20 protein-coding genes are annotated in these 19,748 nt (G+C 68.3%); 12 read left to right on the top strand and 8 right to left on the bottom strand.

Translation table 11 applies throughout. From position 1 onward, the window contains the following. The first annotated feature begins 3 nt into the window (after positions 1 to 3). Complete coding sequence (locus OG266_RS30055) at positions 4 to 537, top strand: MarR family winged helix-turn-helix transcriptional regulator (protein ID WP_371549381.1); 534 nt, start codon at positions 4 to 6, stop codon at positions 535 to 537. A gap of 80 nt (positions 538 to 617) precedes the next feature. Further along, positions 618 to 824 (top strand): hypothetical protein, encoded by a 207-nt coding sequence (locus OG266_RS30050; RefSeq protein WP_266462731.1) that lies wholly within the window; start codon positions 618 to 620, stop codon positions 822 to 824. 49 nt (positions 825 to 873) lie between these two features. Here OG266_RS30050 and OG266_RS30045 read toward each other — a convergent pair whose 3' ends face one another. Both OG266_RS30045 and OG266_RS30040 read right to left on the bottom strand, forming a co-directional pair. Then, on the bottom strand, positions 874 to 1,470 hold the full coding sequence (locus OG266_RS30045; protein ID WP_371549379.1) for a TetR family transcriptional regulator: 597 nt from the start codon (positions 1,468 to 1,470) through the stop codon (positions 874 to 876). A 26-nt stretch (positions 1,471 to 1,496) separates the two neighbouring features. Further along, positions 1,497 to 2,501, bottom strand: a complete 1,005-nt coding sequence (locus OG266_RS30040) for an aldo/keto reductase (RefSeq protein ID WP_371549376.1) — start codon at positions 2,499 to 2,501, stop codon at positions 1,497 to 1,499. Positions 2,502 to 3,401: 900 nt separating this feature from the next. On the opposite strand from OG266_RS30040, the gene OG266_RS30035 reads away from it, so the two are divergent. Beyond that, a complete protein-coding gene (locus OG266_RS30035; RefSeq protein ID WP_371549375.1) occupies positions 3,402 to 4,616 on the top strand; it encodes an RNA-guided endonuclease InsQ/TnpB family protein in 1,215 nt (404 codons plus the stop codon). A 169-nt stretch (positions 4,617 to 4,785) separates the two neighbouring features. Here OG266_RS30035 and OG266_RS30030 read toward each other — a convergent pair whose 3' ends face one another. Beyond that, entirely contained in the window at positions 4,786 to 5,709 is a 924-nt protein-coding gene (locus OG266_RS30030) for a DUF4394 domain-containing protein (protein ID WP_371549373.1), read from the bottom strand. A 245-nt stretch (positions 5,710 to 5,954) separates the two neighbouring features. Between OG266_RS30030 and OG266_RS30025 the strand changes: the two genes are divergently transcribed. After that, complete coding sequence (locus OG266_RS30025; RefSeq protein WP_371549371.1) at positions 5,955 to 7,064, top strand: endonuclease/exonuclease/phosphatase family protein; 1,110 nt, start codon at positions 5,955 to 5,957, stop codon at positions 7,062 to 7,064. A 67-nt stretch (positions 7,065 to 7,131) separates the two neighbouring features. Here OG266_RS30025 and OG266_RS30020 read toward each other — a convergent pair whose 3' ends face one another. Further along, on the bottom strand, positions 7,132 to 8,514 hold the full coding sequence (locus tag OG266_RS30020; protein ID WP_266462716.1) for a glycine--tRNA ligase: 1,383 nt from the start codon (positions 8,512 to 8,514) through the stop codon (positions 7,132 to 7,134). A 132-nt stretch (positions 8,515 to 8,646) separates the two neighbouring features. Here OG266_RS30020 and OG266_RS30015 point away from each other — a divergent pair, with 132 nt between their 5' ends. The 5 genes from OG266_RS30015 to OG266_RS29995 all read left to right on the top strand — a co-directional run bounded on the left by OG266_RS30015 (position 8,647) and on the right by OG266_RS29995 (position 14,692). Then, positions 8,647 to 9,609, top strand: a complete 963-nt coding sequence (locus OG266_RS30015; RefSeq protein WP_266462714.1) for a metal ABC transporter solute-binding protein, Zn/Mn family — start codon at positions 8,647 to 8,649, stop codon at positions 9,607 to 9,609. 45 nt (positions 9,610 to 9,654) lie between these two features. Beyond that, on the top strand, positions 9,655 to 10,425 hold the full coding sequence (locus OG266_RS30010; protein WP_266462712.1) for a metal ABC transporter ATP-binding protein: 771 nt from the start codon (positions 9,655 to 9,657) through the stop codon (positions 10,423 to 10,425). Next, a complete protein-coding gene (locus OG266_RS30005) occupies positions 10,425 to 11,327 on the top strand; it encodes a metal ABC transporter permease (RefSeq protein ID WP_266462707.1) in 903 nt (300 codons plus the stop codon). Before OG266_RS30010 ends, OG266_RS30005 begins: the two co-directional genes overlap by 1 nt. 59 nt (positions 11,328 to 11,386) lie before the next feature. Next, positions 11,387 to 11,797 (top strand): Fur family transcriptional regulator, encoded by a 411-nt coding sequence (locus OG266_RS30000; protein ID WP_371549368.1) that lies wholly within the window; start codon positions 11,387 to 11,389, stop codon positions 11,795 to 11,797. Positions 11,798 to 12,259: 462 nt separating this feature from the next. Beyond that, positions 12,260 to 14,692 (top strand): M4 family metallopeptidase, encoded by a 2,433-nt coding sequence (locus OG266_RS29995; RefSeq protein WP_371549367.1) that lies wholly within the window; start codon positions 12,260 to 12,262, stop codon positions 14,690 to 14,692. A 95-nt stretch (positions 14,693 to 14,787) separates the two neighbouring features. Here OG266_RS29995 and OG266_RS29990 read toward each other — a convergent pair whose 3' ends face one another. Further along, positions 14,788 to 15,648: an isoprenyl transferase gene (locus OG266_RS29990; RefSeq protein ID WP_371549365.1), complete on the bottom strand. Its 861-nt coding sequence runs from the start codon at positions 15,646 to 15,648 to the stop codon at positions 14,788 to 14,790. Positions 15,649 to 15,681: 33 nt separating this feature from the next. Beyond that, positions 15,682 to 16,428, bottom strand: coding sequence for a DNA repair protein RecO (gene recO, locus OG266_RS29985; RefSeq protein WP_371549363.1), 747 nt, complete (start codon positions 16,426 to 16,428; stop codon positions 15,682 to 15,684). A gap of 213 nt (positions 16,429 to 16,641) precedes the next feature. Between recO and OG266_RS29980 the strand changes: the two genes are divergently transcribed. After that, positions 16,642 to 17,652 carry a hypothetical protein gene (locus tag OG266_RS29980; protein WP_371549361.1) on the top strand — a complete coding sequence of 337 codons (1,011 nt, stop codon included), beginning with the start codon at positions 16,642 to 16,644 and terminating at the stop codon, positions 17,650 to 17,652. Between the two features lie 63 nt (positions 17,653 to 17,715). Here the strand turns inward: OG266_RS29980 and OG266_RS29975 are convergent, their stop codons facing one another. Then, positions 17,716 to 17,931, bottom strand: a complete 216-nt coding sequence (locus OG266_RS29975; RefSeq protein ID WP_266462685.1) for a hypothetical protein — start codon at positions 17,929 to 17,931, stop codon at positions 17,716 to 17,718. A gap of 318 nt (positions 17,932 to 18,249) precedes the next feature. On the opposite strand from OG266_RS29975, the gene OG266_RS29970 reads away from it, so the two are divergent. Both OG266_RS29970 and OG266_RS29965 read left to right on the top strand, forming a co-directional pair. Continuing rightward, positions 18,250 to 19,083 (top strand): Scr1 family TA system antitoxin-like transcriptional regulator, encoded by an 834-nt coding sequence (locus tag OG266_RS29970; protein ID WP_371549360.1) that lies wholly within the window; start codon positions 18,250 to 18,252, stop codon positions 19,081 to 19,083. Further along, positions 19,065 to 19,262 (top strand): DUF397 domain-containing protein, encoded by a 198-nt coding sequence (locus tag OG266_RS29965; RefSeq protein WP_371549358.1) that lies wholly within the window; start codon positions 19,065 to 19,067, stop codon positions 19,260 to 19,262. Before OG266_RS29970 ends, OG266_RS29965 begins: the two co-directional genes overlap by 19 nt. 15 nt (positions 19,263 to 19,277) lie before the next feature. Here the strand turns inward: OG266_RS29965 and OG266_RS29960 are convergent, their stop codons facing one another. Continuing rightward, positions 19,278 to 19,730, bottom strand: coding sequence for a nuclear transport factor 2 family protein (locus tag OG266_RS29960; protein WP_371549357.1), 453 nt, complete (start codon positions 19,728 to 19,730; stop codon positions 19,278 to 19,280). Positions 19,731 to 19,748: the final 18 nt, after the last annotated feature.

The raw sequence follows: 19,748 nt of genomic DNA, 5'->3' as shown, positions 1-19,748 counted from the left end.
GACATGGCCCCGACCCGCGAAGACGCCCCCACCGACAAGCCGGACGAGACCCCTCACCCCCCGGACTCGCCGGCCACACGCCCCCCGACCCTGCTGGCCCTGCCCTCCTACCTGGCGGGCCACGTCGCCCGGATCGGCCACCGCACCCTGGTCGAGGCCCTCAGGGAACACGGTCTCCGCCTCCCCCACTTCGCGATCCTCGCGGGCCTCGGCGACTTCGGCCCCCTCGCCCAGCACGAACTCGCCGACCGCCTCGGCCTCAACCGCAGCCACCTCGTGGGATACCTCGACGAGGTCGAGCAACAGGACCTCGTGCACCGCGAACGCGACCCCCGTGACCGCCGCCGCCAGCGCGTCGCCCTCACGGCGGCGGGCGAAACACGGCTGGAGGAGCTGAAGAAGGTGGCCGACCGCTCACAAGCCGACTTCCTGAGCGACCTGTCGGCCACCGAACGTGAGACTCTGATCACCCTGATGCGGCGGATCGTGACGACGGACGACCGCGCCGCCAACTCGCGGCCAAAGAATCCCCGTTGATCTTCGCCATGCTGCACACTCCTTGCTGCATAAGGGAATGCGGTAATACGCGGCATCACGCGGTATCACCAGGAGGTGGCATGCTGCAGATCAACACGAGCAAAGTAAGCCGCTGGGACCAGCACGGCCGCGAACACGTCGTACACGTCCAGCGAACCGGCGTACAGCGCACGATCAGATGCGACACGTGCGGCTGGCGCAAGCCGGCGCAGTTCCTGCCGTGGCTGAAGGCGGAGGAACACCTGGCGGAGGCGCATCAGGCGACGGTGGATCCGACGGAGGGGTAACACTCCGCCGGGCCCACGGTCGGCCTCAGCAATTCCGCGGCTCAGCAGCTCAGCGGCTCAGCCCGCGCAGAAGGAGGTCGACGACCGAGGTGAACTCGGCCTCGATGCCCGGCTGTTCCCATTCACGGGCGTAGGCGGGGTCATGGAAGCGGCCGGTGGCATCGAAGACTGCGCGGGCCGTCAACAAGGGGTTGGCATCCTGGATGACGAAGTCGCCCTCCCGCACGCCACGTTCGACAATGAGCATGAGCTGGTGAACGAGGTCGGCGATGTGCTCATCGACCACGGCGCTGGTCTCACCGAGCAGCACCGAGTACGTGGCGAACAGCTCCGGATCGCCCCCCGCCTTCTGCCGCTTGGCGGTGAACAGTGCGCCCAGCCAGTGCCGTAGGGCCACGGGAGGCGTCTGATCACGCGTCCGGGCAATCTGCTCCAGCGTCTGCGACGTACGGTCCAGCCAGCGCTTGGTGACCGCCTCCCGCAGCGCCGCCTTCGTACGGAAGTGGCGATAGACGCTGCCGTGGCTGACGCCGAGCGCACGGGCCACGTCCACCACGGTGGCCTTGGCGGGCCCGTGGCGGCGCAGCACCTCCTCGGTCGCTTCGAGGATGCGCTCGGCGGTCAGTGCTTCGGTGGTCCGTGCCATGACGAAGACCGTACCTGGCGGTACCGTCAGCGCTCCGTGCCGAGGTGAGCCATCTGCGCCTGCGGGTAGCGGTCACCCGCGGCGGCACCGTCCGGCACGGCCTCCTCGATGGAAGCGAGGTCGTCGGCGTCCAGCGTCACGTCCAGCGCACCCAGCGCCTCCGCCAGCCGGTCCCGGCGACGCGCACCGACCAGCGGCACGATGTCCTCGCCGCGCGAGAGCACCCAGGCGATCGCGATCTGCGCGACGCTGACCCCCTTCTGCTCGGCGACCTTCCGCAGCGCGTCGACCAGGTCCAGGTTGCGCTGGAGATTCTCACCCTGGAAGCGGGGGCTCATCCCACGGAAGTCGTTCGCGCCGAGTTGCCGGTCCCGCGTGAAGTGCCCGGAGATCAGCCCGCGCGACAGCACGCCGTACGCGGTGATGCCGATCCCCAGTTCACGGGTGGTCGGCAGCACCTCGTCCTCGATGCCGCGGGAGATGAGGGAGTACTCGATCTGAAGGTCCGAGATGGGGGCGGTGGCGGCGGCCCGCCGAATGGTGTCGGCCCCGACCTCGCTCAGCCCGATGTGCCGTACGTGCCCGGCCTCCACCAGCTCCGCGATCGCGCCCACCGTCTCCTCGATCGGCACACCGGAATCGGCCCGCGCGATCCGGTACACGTCGATGTGATCCACGCCGAGCCGCTGCAACGAGTACGCGGCGAAGTTCTTCACCGCCGCCGGGCGGCCGTCGTACCCCGACCAGCCGCCGTCCGGGTCACGCAGCGCACCGAACTTGACGCTCGTGAGCGCCTGCTCACGCCGAGCCGAGGGCGCCCCGCGCAGCGCCTCGCCGATCAGCATCTCGTTGTGACCCATGGCGTAGAAATCACCGGTGTCGAGCAGGGTCACGCCAGCCTCGAGCGCGGCATGGATGGTCGCGATGGACTCGGCCCGGTCGGCCTCGCCGTACAGCGCGGACATGCCCATGCAGCCGAGTCCGAGGGCGGAGACCTGGGGGCCGGTGGATCCGAGGGGGCGGGTTTGCATGAGGACTCCTTGGGGTTCCAGGCGGGGAATGTGCCCCGGAAGGGTGTCGTACATCCACGATGGCATGACAGATAACAGATTTCAATATCTGTCAGTTGTCATCTGTCAGCCGCCGACTGTCACCTGTTGGACTGCGACCCGCGCCGCAGGTGCTACCTGCGCTCGCAGAGGTGTCAACCCGGGACGTTTGAGCTCAGGCGAGGACCCCCGGTCGTCGGCGAGATGTGCACCCGGGACGCAGGAGGCGTCATCGGAAGGCAGGGACGCGATCGCGGTGGCGATCTCCTCGCCGGTCCCTACGTATCCAGGAGCATGGCCGGGGCGCTGTGGCAGATGGCCGCACCGGCATGCGTCTCCGTACGCTCTACGAAACCCGCCCCGAGTTGGCTCACGCGCTGGTCAACGTCGAACCTCAACTGACGCGCATCTTGACCGCACTGCTGGAAGGAATGTGCGCCAGGCCGAGTCCTGACGCGTCCGGGCACAGCCACTGAGCGGAGGCGCCGCAACGGCGTGCGGCCGGCGCCGAGCGCTTCCATCCCTTGTTCTTCGCAGGGGATCCCGGCCTTCAGGCCGGGCGGGAATGCGATCCTCGACCCGGAGGCGCGGAGCGCCGGAGTTCTCTGCGTCCTTGGTGGTGGCGGTCGGAGCGGACGACAGGGCCGTCTTCGGCGGGTGGTGCGCAAGCGGATGTACGTGAGCGCCTCAACTGTTGAACTCTCACAGTTCCATGCAGAAGCTCTTCGCGCCGACGCCTGGCGATGAGCGCCGGGCCAGAACAGGAACTGAGGCCGCAGGCGAAGTGGCCTCATCGTCTGATATGACGAGTTCGTATTCTATGTGGTGATGTTAGTTGAGTGTGTATGGTCGGGTGAATTCGTCCGGAGGGGGTGGGTCGCGTTGATCCGTGCGTACAAGTTCCTCATGCGACCCACCGTCCGGCAGACGCAAGCCCTGTCCGAGATGCTGCGAGACCACTGCTCCCTCTACAACGGGGCGTTACAGGAACGCCGCGACGCCTACCGGCACGTCTCGAAGGCCAGCGTCACGTACGGAATGCAGTCCGCGCAGCTGAAGGACATCCGGGCGTTCGACCCGGGGTGTCAGGGCCGCTGGTCGTTCAGTTCGCAGCAGGCCACCTTGCGCCGCCTGGACAAGTCGTTCGCCGCGTTCTTCCGCCGGGTCAGGTCCGGTGAGGCACCCGGCTACCCGCGTTTCCGTGGAGTCAACTGGTTCGACACGGTGGAGTTCCCCAAGGACGGCGACGGCTGCCGGTGGGACTCCGCCCCGCACGACCCCGTCACCCGGGTCCGCTTCCAGGGAGTCGGACACGTCAAGGTCAACCAGCACCGCGCCGTGACCGGCCGGGTCAAGACGGTGTCGGTGAAGCGCGAGGGCCGTAGGTGGTTCGTCGTGCTGACCGCCGAGCAGGCTGCCCCTGAACCGCTGCCCGCGACCGGCTCCGTGATTGGGATCGACCTGGGCATTGCCAACTTCCTCGCCGACTCGAACGGCGGGTTCGTGCCCAACCCGCGCCACGGGCGCAAGGCCGCCGCGAAGCTCGAGGCGGCACAGCAGGCGCTGTCCCGGTTCCCGCGTAGCAAGGCCAGGGACCGGACCGCCAATCACCAGCGGGCGGTGGAGAAGGTCGCCGGGCTGCACAGCAAGGTGCGTCGCCGGCGGCTCGACCACGCGCACAAGACCGCCCTCGGCCTGGTCCGCGTGCATGACTTCATCGCGCACGAAGACCTCAAGATCCGCAACATGAGCAAGGCCCCCGCACCCAAGCCCGACCCTGGCCAGCCGGGCACCTTTCTGCCCAACGGGGCCGCGAGCAAGGCCGGGCTCAACAAGTCCATCAACGATGCCGGTTGGGGGGTGTTCCTGACGATCCTGCACGCCAAGGCTGAAAGCGCCGGACGGGAAGTGATCGCCGTGGACCCCCGCAACACCTCCCGCACCTGCCCCGAATGCGGGCACACCGCCAAGGAGAACCGGCCCACACAGGAAAAGTTCCACTGCGTCGCCTGCGGCCACACCGCACACGCCGACACAGTCGGAGCCACCAACGTTCTACGGGCCGGGCTGGTCCGTCGCAAAGCCCAACCGGCATAGCGAGAAGCCCCCAGCTTCAGCCGGGGGAGGAGTCACCAACTGGGACGGCTCGAAGAAACATAACTGGACATTAGACGACAACGTCAAGGCGCTGCAGGGCCGTTGAGGACGGCCACAGGACGCGAGGGGCCCCGTCACCGGGGGCCCCTCGCCCTTCACACGATCCGGCTCAGCCCTGCCGCAGCGGAATCGCCAGGTCCACCGCCTGCCGCCCCTGCGGGAACGATCCGGTCGAAGTCGCCTTCCCCGTCAGCAGGTTGATCCGGAAAGTCTTGCCGCCGGTCACCGCGTACCCGGTGTTCGTCCCGTTCCGTGCCGAACTGTAGATGTCGAACCCGGAGTTCAGCGGCGCGTCCACGCCCAGCTTGCCGGTCGGGGCGAGGTTGCCGGCGTTGGCGGGTGACTGGACCGACACCTGGTCGAGGGTGGTGTCGAGGTCGAAGAGGGTGGTGGCCGTCGCGGTGTCGAGGTCGTTGTTGGTGTACGCGGCTGCGGTCACGCCGAGCGCGGTGGCGCCCGGGTTCGGGGGCACCGGCGGGTTGGTGAGGGTGCCGTCGGTGGCCGTGGTGCCCGCGGCGGGGGCGCCCGCCGGGTCGTCGAGGTTGTGGCGGAGGTTCTGGCCGGTGTCGCTGATGACGCGGAGCCGGTTGGCGGCGGGGTTGAAGTCGACGCCGAAGGACTTGCCCTGGAGTGCGACGGTGAGCTGGGAGACCTTGGTGGCGCGGGCGCCGGCCTCGCGGATGGTGTAGATGCCGCCGCGGTCGCCGACGCCGTACAGCTTGTTGTTCTGTACGCGGTAGTCGATGCCGACGAGTGCCATATCGCCCTTGAGCCCGCTGACCTTGCCGAGCGGGGCCGTGTCCGCGGGCCGGTCGACCCGGAAGGCGATCAGCCGCTGGTCGGCGGTGAGCCCGACGGACCGCAGCCCGCCCGGTGCGAGTGCCTTGGGCAGGGTGCCGGTGCCTCCCTTGGCCTCGACGGCCGCGGAGCCCGAGGTCTCGGACCCTCCGCCCAGTGCCCCGGTTCCGACGGCGCCCACCGTCCCGATCGCCACCGCCATCGTCAGTACGCCAATGACTGCTTGCTTACGCATGTACGCCCCCGTGGAAGGTGCACGGCCCACCCCCTGCGGGCCGTATGACATCTCCTTCGGAGCGCGGGTCGTCCCGGATTGGTGCTTCCTGCGGGGAAATCTCCTTGCGCCACCGAAAGTTCCCCTGCCGTTCCGTTGGACACCGATGCCCCGCTCTCGGACAATTCGAGCTGTCGGCGAACAGTCACCTCTTGCGGCGCCTGGCGCCGGCACGCGGATACGCCTGCGTCGCTCGAGGAGGCGCCATGACCATCCGTATCGCCACCTTCAACGCGGAGAACCTGTTCCGCCGCCCCAAGGTCTTCGGCATCGAGGACGAGGGCGAACGCAACGAAGTCCTGGACGACTTCAACGAGTTGGCCGCCCTCATCGCGAAGGACCTCTACTCCGACGCGGACAAGGAGCGGATCGCCGCGCTGGTGAAGAAGCACCGGGCCTACGAGGCCGATCCGGACCGGGCCGGGGCGATCTACGTCAACCAGACCAAGGGAGCGGGCGCCAAGCTCTTCACGCTGGGCGGGACCGACGCCGATCCGGTCATCAACATCAAGGCCAAGGGCCGTTCGAAATGGGCGGGTTGGGCCGAGCTGGTGCGTTCCGACGTGAGCTGGACGGCCGTGCGCAACACCGGTCGGGTGATCGCCGAGGTCAACGCCGACATACTGCTCACCGTCGAGGTCGAGGACCGTCTCACCCTGGCCCGCTTCAACAGGCAGGTCCTGGGTGACGCGCTGGGGAAGGAGCCGTACCCGTACAACATGCTGATCGACGGCAATGACAGCCGGGGTATCGACGTCGGCATCCTCAGCCGCCACCCCATCACGTCCCTGCGGTCGCACATCTTCGACCCGAAGCCGTCCGACCCGCCCGTCTTCAGCCGGGACTGCCCCGAGTTCGAGATAGAGCTCGACGGGACGCCGCTGTGGATCCTGGGCAACCACTTCAAGAGCCAGATACGGGGAGAGGGCGCGGGCCGGCGGCTGGCGCAGGCCAGGAGGGTCAAGGAGATCTACGAGGAGGCGCTCCTGCGGTCGGTGCACGTCGTGGTCGCCGGGGACCTCAACGACCGGCCGACGAGCCTGCCGATCAAGGAACTCCTCGATGCCGGCCTCCGGGACGCGATGACCCACCCCAGCTACACGGGCGCCCCCGGCACTCACGGGACGGGCACCAGTGCCGCCCAGAAGCTCGACTACCTCATGTTCTCGCCCCAGTTGTGGGAGCTCGTACGGGGGACGGGTGTGGAGCGGCGCGGAATCTGGGCGCCGAACACCTTCGAGCACTTCGACACCGTGACCGCGAGGCCCGAGCAGGCCTCCGACCACGCGGCGCTGTACGCGGACCTGGACCTCTGAACTCTGCGAACGCACCGGTGCCGGGCCCCTGGGAAAGGGACCCGGCACCAGTGACGTACAAGCGGACTCAGCAGCCGATCAGCCGGCTGGCGAGGTAGCCCTCGATCTGGTCGAGCGACACCCGCTCCTGCTTCATGGTGTCGCGCTCGCGCACGGTCACCGCGTTGTCGTCGAGCGTGTCGAAGTCGACGGTGACGCAGAACGGGGTGCCGATCTCGTCCTGGCGGCGGTAGCGGCGGCCGATGGCGCCGGCGTCGTCGAAGTCGATGTTCCAGTTCTGCCGGAGCGCGGTGGCGAGGCCCTTGGCCTTCGGGGAGAGCTCCGGGTTGCGGGACAGCGGGAGGACGGCGACCTTGACGGGGGCCAGGCGCGGGTCGAGGCGCAGGACGGTGCGCTTCTCCATCTTGCCCTTGGCGTTGGGGGCCTCGTCCTCGACGTAGGCGTCCAGGAGGAACGCCAGCATCGCGCGGCCGACACCGGCGGCGGGCTCGATGACGTACGGCGTCCAGCGCTCGCCGGCTTCCTGGTCGAAGTAGGAGAGGTCCTGGCCGGAGGCCTTGGAGTGGGCGTTCAGGTCGTAGTCCGTGCGGTTGGCGACGCCTTCCAGCTCACCCCACTCGTTGCCGCCGAACTGGAAGCGGTACTCGATGTCGGCGGTGCGCTTGGAGTAGTGCGAGAGCTTCTCGGCCGGGTGGTCGTACCAGCGCATGTTCTCCTCGCGGAGACCGAGGCCGGTGTACCAGTTCCAGCGCTCCTGCATCCAGTACTCCTGCCACTTCTCGTCCTCGCCCGGCTTGACGAAGAACTCCATCTCCATCTGCTCGAACTCGCGGGTGCGGAAGATGAAGTTGCCGGGCGTGATCTCGTTGCGGAAGGACTTGCCCATCTGGCCGATGCCGAAGGGCGGCTTGCGGCGCGAAGTCTGCTGCACGGAGGCGAAGTTGGTGAAGATGCCCTGCGCGGTCTCGGGGCGCAGGTAGGCGACGGAGCCGCTGTCCTGCGTGGGGCCGAGGTGCGTGGAGAGCAGGCCCGAGAACTGCTTGGGCTCGGTGAACTGGCCCTTGTTGCCGCAGTTGGGGCAGTTGATGTCGGCGAGGCCGTTCTCCGGGAGGCGGTGGTGCTTGGCCTCGTAGGCCTCCTCCAGGTGGTCGGCGCGGTAGCGCTTGTGGCAGGAGGTGCACTCGGTGAGCGGGTCGGAGAAAGTGGCGACGTGACCCGACGCGACCCAGACCTCTGTGGCCAGGATCACCGACGAGTCGATACCGACGACGTCCTCACGGGAGGTGACCATGTAACGCCACCACTGGCGCTTGATGTTCTCCTTGAGCTCGACGCCGAGCGGGCCGTAGTCCCAGGCGGCCTTCTGCCCGCCGTAGATCTCACTACAGGGGAAAACGAAGCCACGGCGCTTGCTCAGGCTGACGATGGTGTCGATCTTGTCGGCGGCCACGGTGCTCTCTTCATTACGAACGGACGGCAGCGAATGCTTCAGGTTACCGGCGCTGCCCACCCCGGTATCAAATCGGTTGGGTGACCAAACCCTTGTTGACAATCGTTTCCAAATTTGTTGAAAATGACTGTCATGAACGTACGACGACGCCTCATATCGGGGACCGCTGTGACCGCGGCCACTTTCCTCGGTCTCGCGACCCTCTCCGCCTGCTCGGACTCGTCCGCCGCCGACAGCAACAGCAGCGGGAAGCTCGACGTCGTGGCGTCGTTCTATCCCCTGCAGTACCTCGCCGAGGAGATCGGCGGGGACCACGTGAGCGTCACCAACCTGACCGAGCCCGGTCAGGAGCCGCACGACCTGGAGATCAGCGCCAAGCAGACCGCGCAGCTCCAGGAGGCGGACGCCGTCCTCTATCTCAAGAACCTCCAGCCGGCCGTCGACGACGCCGTGGCGCAGTCCGAGGTCAAGACGAAGATCGACGCCGCGACGCTGACCACCCTGGAGAAGCACGGCAACGAGGTCGGCGGGCACGCGGCCGAGCACGACGACACCGAGGGTGAGGAGACGGGGGCCACCGACCCGCACATCTGGCTGGACCCGGTGAAGTACGCCGAGGTCGCCGAGGGTGTCGGCAAGGCCTTCGAGAAGGAGGACCCGGACAACGCCGGGGAATACAAGAGCAACACCGCAGCGCTGGTGAAGAAGCTCGACGCCCTCAACACCCAGTACGCGGACGGGCTCAAGAACACCACCAGCAAGGTCTTCATCACCACGCACGCCGCCTTCGGCTACCTCGCCGAGCGCTACGGTCTCACCGAGGAGGCCATCAACGGCCTGGACCCGGAGTCGGAGCCCAGCGCGAACCGCGTGAAGGACCTTGAGACGATGGCCAAGGCGGACGGCGTCACGACGGTGTTCTACGAGACCCTCGTCAGCGACGACACCGCCAAGACCATCGCCAAGGACGCGGGCCTCAAGACGGACGTCCTCGACCCGATCGAGGGCATCACCGACAAGTCCAAGGGCGACGACTACCTGCAGGTCATGGAGTCGAACCTGAAGGCGCTGGAAACGGCCCTGGGCGCGAAGTGACAGAACGCAGCACGAAGTGACGCAACGAACACGGAGGACGGCGGCATGAAGAGCGGGCCCGTCATATCCCTGCGCGGAGTGACCGCAGAACTCGGTTCACGCCCCGTCCTGCGCGGTATCGACCTCGCCGTGAACCACGGCGAGGTCGTCGCGCTGCTCGGCGCCAACGGATCCGGCAAGTCCACGGCCGTGCGCAGCATCATCGGCCAAGTCCCGGTCAGCGGCGGGGAGATCGAGATCTTCGGCACCCCGCGCCGCCGCTTCCGCGACTGGGCGCGCATCGGCTACGTACCGCAGCGCACCACGGCCGCGGGCGGTGTGCCCGCGACGGTGACCGAGATCGTGGCCTCCGGACGGCTGTCCCGCGCCCGCTTCGGCGTGCTGCGCAAGGCCGACCATGAGGCCGTACGGAAGGCCATCGGCCTCGTCGGCATGGCGGACCGCGCCAAGGACTCCGTGAACGCGCTGTCCGGCGGCCAGCACCAGCGGGTCCTGATAGCCCGCGCTCTCGCCTCCGAACCCGAGCTGCTGATCATGGACGAGCCGATGGCGGGCGTCGACCTGGCGAGCCAGGAGGTGCTGGCGTCGACCCTGCGCGAGCAGGTCGCCCAGGGCACCTCCGTCCTCCTCGTCCTGCACGAGCTGGGCCCCCTGGAGCCGCTGATCGACCGCGCGGTGGTGCTGCGCGACGGCTGCGTCCTGCACGACGGCCCGCCCCCGCAGGCGCTCGGCCAGCACGCGCTGCCCGGTCACGACCACGTACACCCGCACGCGGCTCACGACGCCGAACCGATCCGGACGGGACTGCTGAGCTGATGGACATCCTCGATTACGCGTTCATGCAGCGGGCCCTGCTCGCCGCCGTCCTCGTCGGCATCACCGCGCCCGCCGTCGGCATCTACCTCGTGCAGCGCCGCCAGGCCCTGATGGGCGACGGAATCGGCCACGTCGCGATGACCGGCGTCGGCCTCGGCTTCCTGCTCTCCTGGTCCCCGGTGTGGATGGCGACGGCCGTCTCCGTGGTCGGCGCGGTCCTCATGGAGCTGATCCGCTGGTACGGCAAGACGCGCGGCGACATCGCCCTGGCCATGCTCTTCTACGGCGGTATGGCGGGCGGCGTGATGTTCATCAACCTCGCGCCGACCGGCTCGAACGCCAACCTGACCTCGTACCTCTTCGGCTCGCTGTCCACCGTCTCGGAGTCCGACGTGACGGCGATCTGCGTCCTTGCGGCCTTCGTCGTACTCGTCACCCTGGGCCTGCGCCGCCAGCTCTTCGCGGTCAGCCAGGACGAGGAGTTCGCGCGTGTGACGGGCCTGCCGGTGCGCGCCCTGAACCTGCTCACGGCCGTCACGGCGGCGGTGACGGTGACGGTCGCGATGCGAGTCGTCGGGCTGCTCCTCGTGTCCGCCCTGATGGTGGTTCCGGTGGCCGCGGCGCAGCAGCTCAGCCGGAGCTTCGCCGCCACCTTCGCGATCGCGGTGGCGATCGGCGTGAGCGTGACCATCGGCGGCACCGTGACGTCGTACTACCAGGACGTGCCGCCCGGCGCGACGATCGTGCTGCTGACCATCGGCGCGTTCATCGTGCTGACCGCCCTTGCGACCCCGATCGCACGGCGCAGGGCCCGGGCGCTGGCGGCCGCGCAGGCGGCCGGGGACCCGGCGGAGTGCGCGATTCCGGCCATCCGCGGAACGAACAGGAAGGTCGGCGTCTGAACGGGCACAGTCCGGACTGGCACAATGGCCGGGCAAGGACAGACGTGGAGGAGGCAACGGTGACAACCGCTGGATCGCCCGTACGGGGCCGTTCCACCCGGCAACGTACCGCCGTGGCGGCGGCGCTGGACGAGGTGGACGAGTTCCGCAGCGCGCAGGAACTCCACGACATGCTCAAGCACAAGGGCGACTCCGTCGGTCTGACCACCGTGTACCGCACGCTGCAGTCCCTCGCCGACGCCGGCGAGGTCGACGTCCTGCGTACGTCCGACGGCGAGTCCGTGTACCGCCGCTGCTCCACCGGCGAGCACCACCACCACCTCGTCTGCCGTGTCTGCGGCAAGGCGGTCGAGGTCGAGGGCCCGGCCGTGGAGACGTGGGCGGAGGCGATCGCCGCCGAGCACGGGTACGTGAACGTGGCCCACACGGTGGAGATCTTCGGGACCTGCGCGGAGTGCGCAGCCGCCTAGCTCTGACTGTGGGCATGCGTGCCGCTAGGGGCGGCACGGGTGGGCACAGCGGCACCCCGCAAGCGCCGGGCCACGCGACCCACCCCGACCCCAGCCCCAACGCCGGGACCCCGCAGCCAAGGCCCCCGGATCCACGGGAGATACGCGCGCGTGCGCGCCGCGCGGTGAGACCGTCGGGCCCGACCGAGCCTGTCCGACCGCCGTTCCGTCAACGAAGAGTCATCGAACGTCCATCGAACGGCCTGGTCACCCGTGAGGCAGAGGGATAACCCTCGACCTCCCGGGTTCAGATGACATGCCCTCATCAAGGGTGTCACTGTTCCTCCAGCCATCCCCCACGTCTTGCGCACCCTGCCCCCTCACGAGGGATGCGCGCTGCTCAGCTCGCCCCGGGCTGCACACCCCCGTCTGCCCGGATCTGTCTCCGGCCGCCGAACCGCGGCCGTCGCAGTAGGAGTACGAGTGAGACGCAACAGCCCCCACAGATCCCTCCTCACCCCCGGTCGACTCTCCCCCAGGACGACCGCAGCCGGCGCGCTGGTCGCCGCCGCCGCACTCCTGGCAGTCGGTGTCCAGACGGTTCCGGCCGCCGCGAAGCCCGCTCCCCCGAGCCCAAGCCCCTTGCGCACCAGCGCACTTGAGGCGGAGCTCACCCCCACCCAGCGCACCGCGCTGATCAAGAGCGCGGCCGAGAAGACCACGCAGACCGCCACCACCCTGGGCCTCGGCGCCAAGGAGAAGCTGGTCGTCAAGGACGTCGCCAAGGACAACGACGGCACGCTGCACACGCGGTACGAGCGCACCTGGGCCGGGCTGCCGGTCCTCGGCGGCGACATCGTGGTGCACACCCCGCCCGCCTCGCAGGCCTCGGGCACGGTCAGCAGCACCTTCAACACCAAGCAGACCATCAAGGTCGCCTCCACCACCCCGACCTTCACCAAGTCGGCCGCCGAGACCAAGGCGCTCGGCGCCGCCAAGGCCCTGGACGCCGAGAAGGCCACCGCCGACAGCGCCCGCAAGGTGATCTGGGCCGGCAACGGCACCCCGAAGCTCGCCTGGGAGACGGTGATCGGCGGTCTCCAGGACGACGGCACGCCCAGCAGGCTGCACGTCGTCACCGACGCCGCCACCGGCGCGGAGCTCTACCAGTACCAGGACATCAAGACCGGTACCGGCAACAGCCAGTACAGCGGAACGGTCACCATCGGCACCACGCTGTCCGGTTCGACGTACCAGCTGAACGACACCACGCGCGGCACCCACAAGACGTACAGCCTCAGCAACGGCACCTCCGGCACCGGCACCCTGATGACCGACGCCGACGACACCTGGGGCACCGGGTCCGGCTCCAACACCCAGACCGCCGGTGTCGACGCCCACTTCGGCGCCCAGACGACCTGGGACTTCTACAAGAACACCTTCGGCCGCAGCGGCATCAAGAACGACGGCGTCGCGGCCTACTCACGCGTCCACTACAGCACCGCGTACGTCAACGCGTTCTGGGACGACGACTGCTTCTGCATGACGTACGGCGACGGCACGAGCAGCACTCACGCGCTCACCTCGCTGGACGTGGCGGGGCACGAGATGAGCCACGGTGTCACCTCCAACACCGCGGGCCTCAACTACACAGGCGAGTCGGGCGGGTTGAACGAGGCGACCTCCGACATCTTCGGCACCGGCGTGGAGTTCTACGCGGCGAACTCCACCGACGTCGGCGACTACCTCATCGGCGAGAAGATCGACATCAACGGCGACGGCACGCCGCTGCGTTACATGGACGAGCCCGACAAGGACGGCGGCTCCGCGGACAGTTGGTACTCCGGCGTCGGCAACCTGGACGTCCACTACTCCTCGGGCCCGGCGAACCACATGTTCTACCTGCTCTCCGAGGGCAGCGGCTCCAAGACCATCAACGGCGTGACCTACAACAGCCCGACCTCCGACGGTGTCGCCGTCGCGGGCATCGGCCGGGCCGCCGCCCTGCAGATCTGGTACAAGGCGCTGACGACGTACATGACGTCCAGCACCACGTACGCCCAGGCCCGCACCGCCGCGCTGAACGCCGCCGGGGTGCTCTACGGCACCAGCTCCACCCAGTACGCCGGGGTCGGCAACGCCTTCGCCGGTATCAACGTCGGCAGCCACATCACCGTGCCGACCACGGGGGTCACGGTCACCAACCCGGGCAGCCAGTCCTCGACGGTCGGCACCGCGGTGAGCCTGGCGATCACGGCCAGCAGCACCAACAGCGGCACGCTGACGTACGCCGCGAGCGGCCTGCCCACCGGCCTGTCGATCAGCAGCTCCACCGGCGCGATCTCCGGCACCCCGACCACGGCGGGCACCTACAGCACGACCGTCACGGTGACCGACAGCACGGGCGCCACGGGTACGGCGTCCTTCACCTGGACGGTCAGCGCGAGCGGCGGCGGCTCCTGCACCTCGGCGCAGCTGCTCGGCAACGCCGGCTTCGAGTCGGGCGCCACCACTTGGACCGCCACCAGCGGGGTCATCACCAGCTCCAGCAGCCAGGCCGCCCGCACCGGCTCCTACAAGGCCTGGCTGGACGGCTACGGATCGACGCACACCGACACGCTGTCCCAGTCGGTGACGATCCCGAGCGGCTGCACGGGCACCACGTTCACGTTCTACCTGCACATCGACACGGCCGAGACCACCACCAGCACCCAGTACGACAAGCTGACGGTCACCGCCGGGTCGACGACTCTGGCCACCTACTCCAACCTGAACGCGGCCAGCGGGTACGTGGCGAAGTCCCTGAGCCTGTCGGCCTACGCGGGCACCACCGTCGCGCTGAAGTTCACCGGTGTCGAGGACTCCTCGCTCCAGACGAGCTTCGTCATCGACGACACGGCGGTCACGACGAGCTGATCCCGTAGCCCGTACGGCCCGTAGGTCCCGTACGACAGACAGCGGCACCCGGCGTGGGGAGCGCCGGGTGCCGCCCTGTTCGTACGGCGGCGGCGTCAGGCCTCCGTGTCGCCCTCTGTGTTGCCCTGCATGGCCCGCTCCATCGCGAGCAGTTCGTCGTTCGGGACGGCGCCGCCGAAGCGGCGGTCGCGGGAGGCGAACTCGACGCAGGCCCGCCACAGGTCACGCCGGTCGAAGTCGGGCCACAGCACGTTCTGGAAGACCATCTCGGCGTAAGCGCTCTGCCAGAGCAGGTAGTTGGAGGTGCGCTGCTCGCCGCTGGGCCGCAGGAACAGGTCCACGTCCGGCATGTCCGGGTAGTAGAGGTACTTCGCGAAGGTCTTCTCGCTGACCTTCGACGGTTCGAGCCGGCCGGCCTTGATGTCCTCCGCCATGGCCTGCGCGGCGTCGGCGATCTCGGCACGACCGCCGTAGTTCATGCAGAAGTACAGCGTCAGCCGGTCGTTGTCCTTGGTCTGCTCCTGAGCGATCTGGAGCTCCTTGGCCACCGACTTCCACAGCTTGGGCATCCGGCCCACCCAGCGGACCCGGATGCCGAGCTCGTCGAGCTGGTCGCGGGTCTTGCGGATGAAGTCGCGGTTGAAGTTCATCAGGAAGCGCACCTCGTCGGGCGAGCGCTTCCAGTTCTCGGTGGAGAAGGCGTACAGCGAGATGGCGCCGACCCCCATCTCGACCGCGCCCTGCAGTACGTCGAGGACACGCTCGGCGCCGACCTTGTGCCCCTCGGTACGCGGCAGCCCGCGTTCCTTGGCCCAGCGTCCGTTGCCGTCCATGACGATCGCCACATGGTTCGGCACCAGCTCACCGGGGAGCTTGGGCGCGCGGGCACCGGACGGGTGCGGTTCCGGCGTCCTGTACTCGCGGCGCTGGCGTCCCAGGATCCCGCGTACGGCCATGTGTTTCTCGTCTCCTTGGTTCCTTGGTTCTTTTTACTTCTCTACGTAACGCAGTGAGCGAAGGCCGCGTTCCAGATGCCAGTGCAGGTAGGCGGACACCAGTCCGCTGCCCTCCCGGACGTGCCGCGGCTCGGCGGCGTCCGCGGTCTCCCAGTCTCCCGTCAGCAGCGCGCCGAGCAGTTCGAGGGCCTGCGGCGAGGGTACGACGCTGCCGGGCACCCGGCAGTCGACGCAGACGGAACCTCCCGCAGCGACCGAGAAGAACCGATTCGGTCCCGCCATCCCGCACTTCGCACAGGCACTGAAACTGGGCGCGTAGCCGTTCACGGCGAGGGAGCGCAGCAGGAAGGCGTCGAGGACGAGATGCGGCTCATGCTCACCGCGGGCGAGGGTGCGCAGCCCGCCGACCAGCAGCAGATACTGCTGCACGGCCGGCTCCCCCTCATGATCGGTGAACCGCTCGGCGGTCTCCAGCATGGCCGTCCCGGAGGTGTACCGCGCGTAGTCGGTCACGATCCCGCCACCGTACGGAGCGATCGTCTCGCTCTGCGTACACAGCGGCAGCCCCCGCCCGACCAGCTCACTCCCCCGCGCGAAGAACTGCACGTCCACATGCGAGAACGGCTCCAGCCGCGCCCCGAACTTCGACTTGGTCCGCCGCACTCCCCTGGCTACGGCGCGTACGCGTCCGTGACCCCGGGTGAGCAGGGTGATGATGCGGTCCGCTTCACCCAGCTTCTGGGTGCGCAGCACGATGCCGTCGTCGCGGAACAGGCTCATGAGGCCATTCTCGCGTACGCCGGGAGTGGTACGGCGCCCTACCGGGAACCCCACGATTTCCTTGGCGAACACAATCCCCTCTCATGACGCAACACCCGTTCCACTGGCCCCAGTTGTCATGGAGACTGCAGAAATCCGGTCAGTGATGAACGGGTCACGGACAGAGGGGGACTCGCAGTGGAACAGCAGCGACATGGACCGAGCAGACGACAGGTGTTACGCAGGGGGGCGGGGATCGCCGCGGTGGCGGCGGCCGGGCCGGCGGTCACACTCGGGGCCGCGGGGGTGGCGCACGCGGACGTCGGTGCGACCCCGCACTTCTACCTCCCGGGTGACGGAGACATCCTCGTGCGGCGGGCCACACTGCACCAGCCGAACTGGGCGATGCAGTCCTTCGCCTTCGACAACGTGAACGGCCACATCTACTTCGTGCAGGACAAGTCGGGCCAGGCTGCCGGGAACAAGGGCGACCTGTGGATCACGAAGACCGACCTCTCGGGGAACATCCTGGGCGCGATGGCGCTGTGGAACTTCGGCCACGGCTCGTCGATGGGCGTGGAACCGGTCGGATCGGGGTCGACGCCGTATCTGTGGCTCGAAGGCGCTTCGTCCGCGGAAGGAGCCGGCCAGCGGCTCGCCCGCTTCCGCTTCGTCGACGGACTGACCCTCGACTACACGAACCCGGTCATCACCATCTACGACCGTACGCCGACGATCAACAGCTACGCCAAGCTGCCCCGGCCCGCGATCGACCCGTACAAGAACCGGCTGCTCATCCGTTACGCGACCCAGGAGCCGGCCGACCGGGTGTGGCGGATCGCGGTGTTCAGCATGGCCGACGCGGCAGCCGGCCGTCTCGGCCAGGACAACCGCCTGGCCGAACGCGCGATCCCCAACAACAAGGAGCTCGGCCTCTCCGACCTCGACCTGTTCCAGGGCATCGCGCTCTGCGGCCAGTACGTCTACCTCTCGTACGGCGATGCGGGCAGGGGCTCGTACCTGGTGATCCTCGACCTGAACCAGACCGGGGGTTCGTACGCGGAGGTGTACCAGCACCACGTGGCGGACTCTTTCCCCGGCCGTGACATGCAGGGCGCCGCGATCTGGATGTCCGCGGGTCAGCCGCGACTGGCCTGCGGCATCTCGGCGAAGGAGGGCACTCCGGACACCTTCGACGCCACCATCTTCTACAAGAGCCAGTTCATCAGCACCTGGCCGGCCTGACCCGCCCGCCTCGGAGCGGCCGTCGGTCCGCTCCGAGGCGCGCCACGGGCGGCCGGACAGGTCCTAGGGCAGCTCACCGCGGCTGCGTGCGTTCGCATACGCCGTCGCCGCGCTGAGCCGTTCCGCCGGGGTCGCCCGGCGGACCGCCTCCGGCTCGACGTCCCACTCCTTGCCCCCGCCGATCGATCTCATCTGTACGTACGGTCCCTCGTGCCCCATGACCATCCCCACCTTTCCCGTCCGCGTGTCCACCGCGTACGACCCGATCACCGGCTTCACCGCAGGGCCGCCGCGAGCCGAGCCGCCAACTCGACGGAACAGCCGCCCAATTCAACTCGCGGACAGGGCGCCTCTCGCGCCAAACTCGCCGGGTCGACCCCTAGTGACGGCAACGTAATTCCGGCGTTCGCAAGCGCCGCCCGCAATTCCTTCACCGTTTCCTCCACCTCTTCGACGCACCGCGCCGAGTGCTGTGCCTTCACCGTGCTCCCCTGCCTTTTCGACTTTCACTCTTCTCATCTCCAGCATGACGCCCTGCGCCTACACTCGGCAGGAGTCTGTGCTCTACAAATGCAGGGCAGCGCAAGGGGGTTGGCCATGGCCAACGGTTCGCGGCAGGCGGCTTGGGAGTTCTTCGGGACGGAGTTGAAACGGCGACGGGAGGACGCGGCGTTAACCCAGGCGGAGTTGGGCCATCGCGTTTTTGTGTCGGGCGGCTATATTGGGCAATTCGAACAGGCCATTCGTAAGCCGCAGTTGGATGTGGCACAGAGGATCGACGAGATCCTACAAACCGGAGGCTTTTTCGAGCGGCTATGGCGAAAACTCATCAAGGAGGAGCGATACGCGGAGTACTTCGCGCATGCGGCGGAACTTGAGCGGCTCGCTACGGAGATCTGCGAATACGCACCGGCGGTCGTCCCGGGGCTGCTCCAGACCCCCGAGTACGCAGGCGCGATCTACCTGGCGCACAACCCGCTCGCCGCGGACGAGTACATCGAGGAGATGGTCAGGCTGCGCATGGACCGCACCCAGCTTCTCAAGGACGCTACACGGCCCGTGTATTGGGCGGTCCTGCACGAGACGGCCCTGCGCGTCCCGGTCGGCGGCCCCTCCGCGATGGCCCAGCAGCTCGACCGGATCGCGGCGATGGTGCGTGAGCGCAAGGCGCTGGTGCAGGTGCTTCCGTTCTCGGCCGGGGCGCACCCAGCGATGGGCAAGATGATGTGGCTCATGGAGTTCGAGGACGCTCCGCCAACTGTCTATACAGAGGCCGTGTATTCGGGGAATCTGCTGGATGATCCGGCACTAGTGAGGCGGACCCGGGCGGATTACGATCTGCTCAGGGCCGCCGCGTTGTCGCCGGAGGCGTCCCTGGCCCTGATCGAGTCGGCGGCGGAGGACTTCAGACGATGCGCGAGTACGACCTGAGCAACACCCAGTGGCGCAAGAGCAGCTACAGCGGTGGCGGCGGCGGAGAGGCGTGCGTCGAGGTAGCCGACGGATTCCCCGGCGTCGTCCCCGTCCGCGACAGCAAGACCCCGGACGGCCCCGTCCTGATGATCGGCTCCGCCGCCTGGACGGAGTTCACCCGCGCCGTGGCCGAGTGACCCTGCCCCCGGTTCTCACGTAACCGTCGGGGCCGCCCGCACGGCTGCGACGAGTTCGTCGAGAGAGCCGCGGACTCGGGCGGCGGTGACATGGTCGAAGTAGTCGCGGGAGCTGATGATCTCGCCGTCGCGTACCCGCAGGACGAAGATGCCGGGCAGCGCGAAGGGTTCTCCGGTCTCTGCGACTGTTCCCTGGTACTCGAACTCGGCGACGATGACCTCGGGGTCGGTCGTCTCGTGGATGGTGATGTTGGTTGCCCGGCGGTGCAGTTGGGGACCGTCACCGGTCGGCCTGAAGTGTTCGCGGAGTTCGTCGCGGGTACGGAGCGCGGCGGCGCGAAGCGGGTCGAACGGGTGCACCACATGGGTCTGCTCCGCGTACAGATCGGGCAGTTCGCTCCAGCGGCCCTCCGCGACACCGTTCACGAGCGCGAGGAAAACCTCCCGCGCACTGAGGACTTGGGTCATGACACTCTCCCGTCATCG

Source organism: Streptomyces sp. NBC_00554 (assembly GCF_041431135.1).
Classification (GTDB): domain Bacteria; phylum Actinomycetota; class Actinomycetes; order Streptomycetales; family Streptomycetaceae; genus Streptomyces.
Note: the sequence above shows the minus strand (reverse complement) of the source record. Positions and strands in the feature narration are given on the sequence as shown.

Excerpts from the sequence above, each read along its gene's own strand:
- OG266_RS30055 (WP_371549381.1), top strand. The coding sequence starts at position 4 with ATGGCCCCGACCCGCGAAGACGCCCCCACCGACAAGCCGGACGAGACC.
- OG266_RS30050 (WP_266462731.1), top strand. The coding sequence starts at position 618 with ATGCTGCAGATCAACACGAGCAAAGTAAGCCGCTGGGACCAGCACGGC.
- OG266_RS30045 (WP_371549379.1), bottom strand. The coding sequence starts at position 1,470 with ATGGCACGGACCACCGAAGCACTGACCGCCGAGCGCATCCTCGAAGCG.
- OG266_RS30040 (WP_371549376.1), bottom strand. The coding sequence starts at position 2,501 with ATGCAAACCCGCCCCCTCGGATCCACCGGCCCCCAGGTCTCCGCCCTC.
- OG266_RS30030 (WP_371549373.1), bottom strand. The coding sequence starts at position 5,709 with ATGCGTAAGCAAGCAGTCATTGGCGTACTGACGATGGCGGTGGCGATC.
- OG266_RS30025 (WP_371549371.1), top strand. The coding sequence starts at position 5,955 with ATGACCATCCGTATCGCCACCTTCAACGCGGAGAACCTGTTCCGCCGC.
- OG266_RS30015 (WP_266462714.1), top strand. The coding sequence starts at position 8,647 with ATGAACGTACGACGACGCCTCATATCGGGGACCGCTGTGACCGCGGCC.
- OG266_RS30010 (WP_266462712.1), top strand. The coding sequence starts at position 9,655 with ATGAAGAGCGGGCCCGTCATATCCCTGCGCGGAGTGACCGCAGAACTC.
- OG266_RS30005 (WP_266462707.1), top strand. The coding sequence starts at position 10,425 with ATGGACATCCTCGATTACGCGTTCATGCAGCGGGCCCTGCTCGCCGCC.
- OG266_RS29990 (WP_371549365.1), bottom strand. The coding sequence starts at position 15,648 with ATGGCCGTACGCGGGATCCTGGGACGCCAGCGCCGCGAGTACAGGACG.
- recO (WP_371549363.1), bottom strand. The coding sequence starts at position 16,428 with ATGAGCCTGTTCCGCGACGACGGCATCGTGCTGCGCACCCAGAAGCTG.
- OG266_RS29970 (WP_371549360.1), top strand. The coding sequence starts at position 18,250 with ATGGCCAACGGTTCGCGGCAGGCGGCTTGGGAGTTCTTCGGGACGGAG.
- OG266_RS29965 (WP_371549358.1), top strand. The coding sequence starts at position 19,065 with ATGCGCGAGTACGACCTGAGCAACACCCAGTGGCGCAAGAGCAGCTAC.
- OG266_RS29960 (WP_371549357.1), bottom strand. The coding sequence starts at position 19,730 with ATGACCCAAGTCCTCAGTGCGCGGGAGGTTTTCCTCGCGCTCGTGAAC.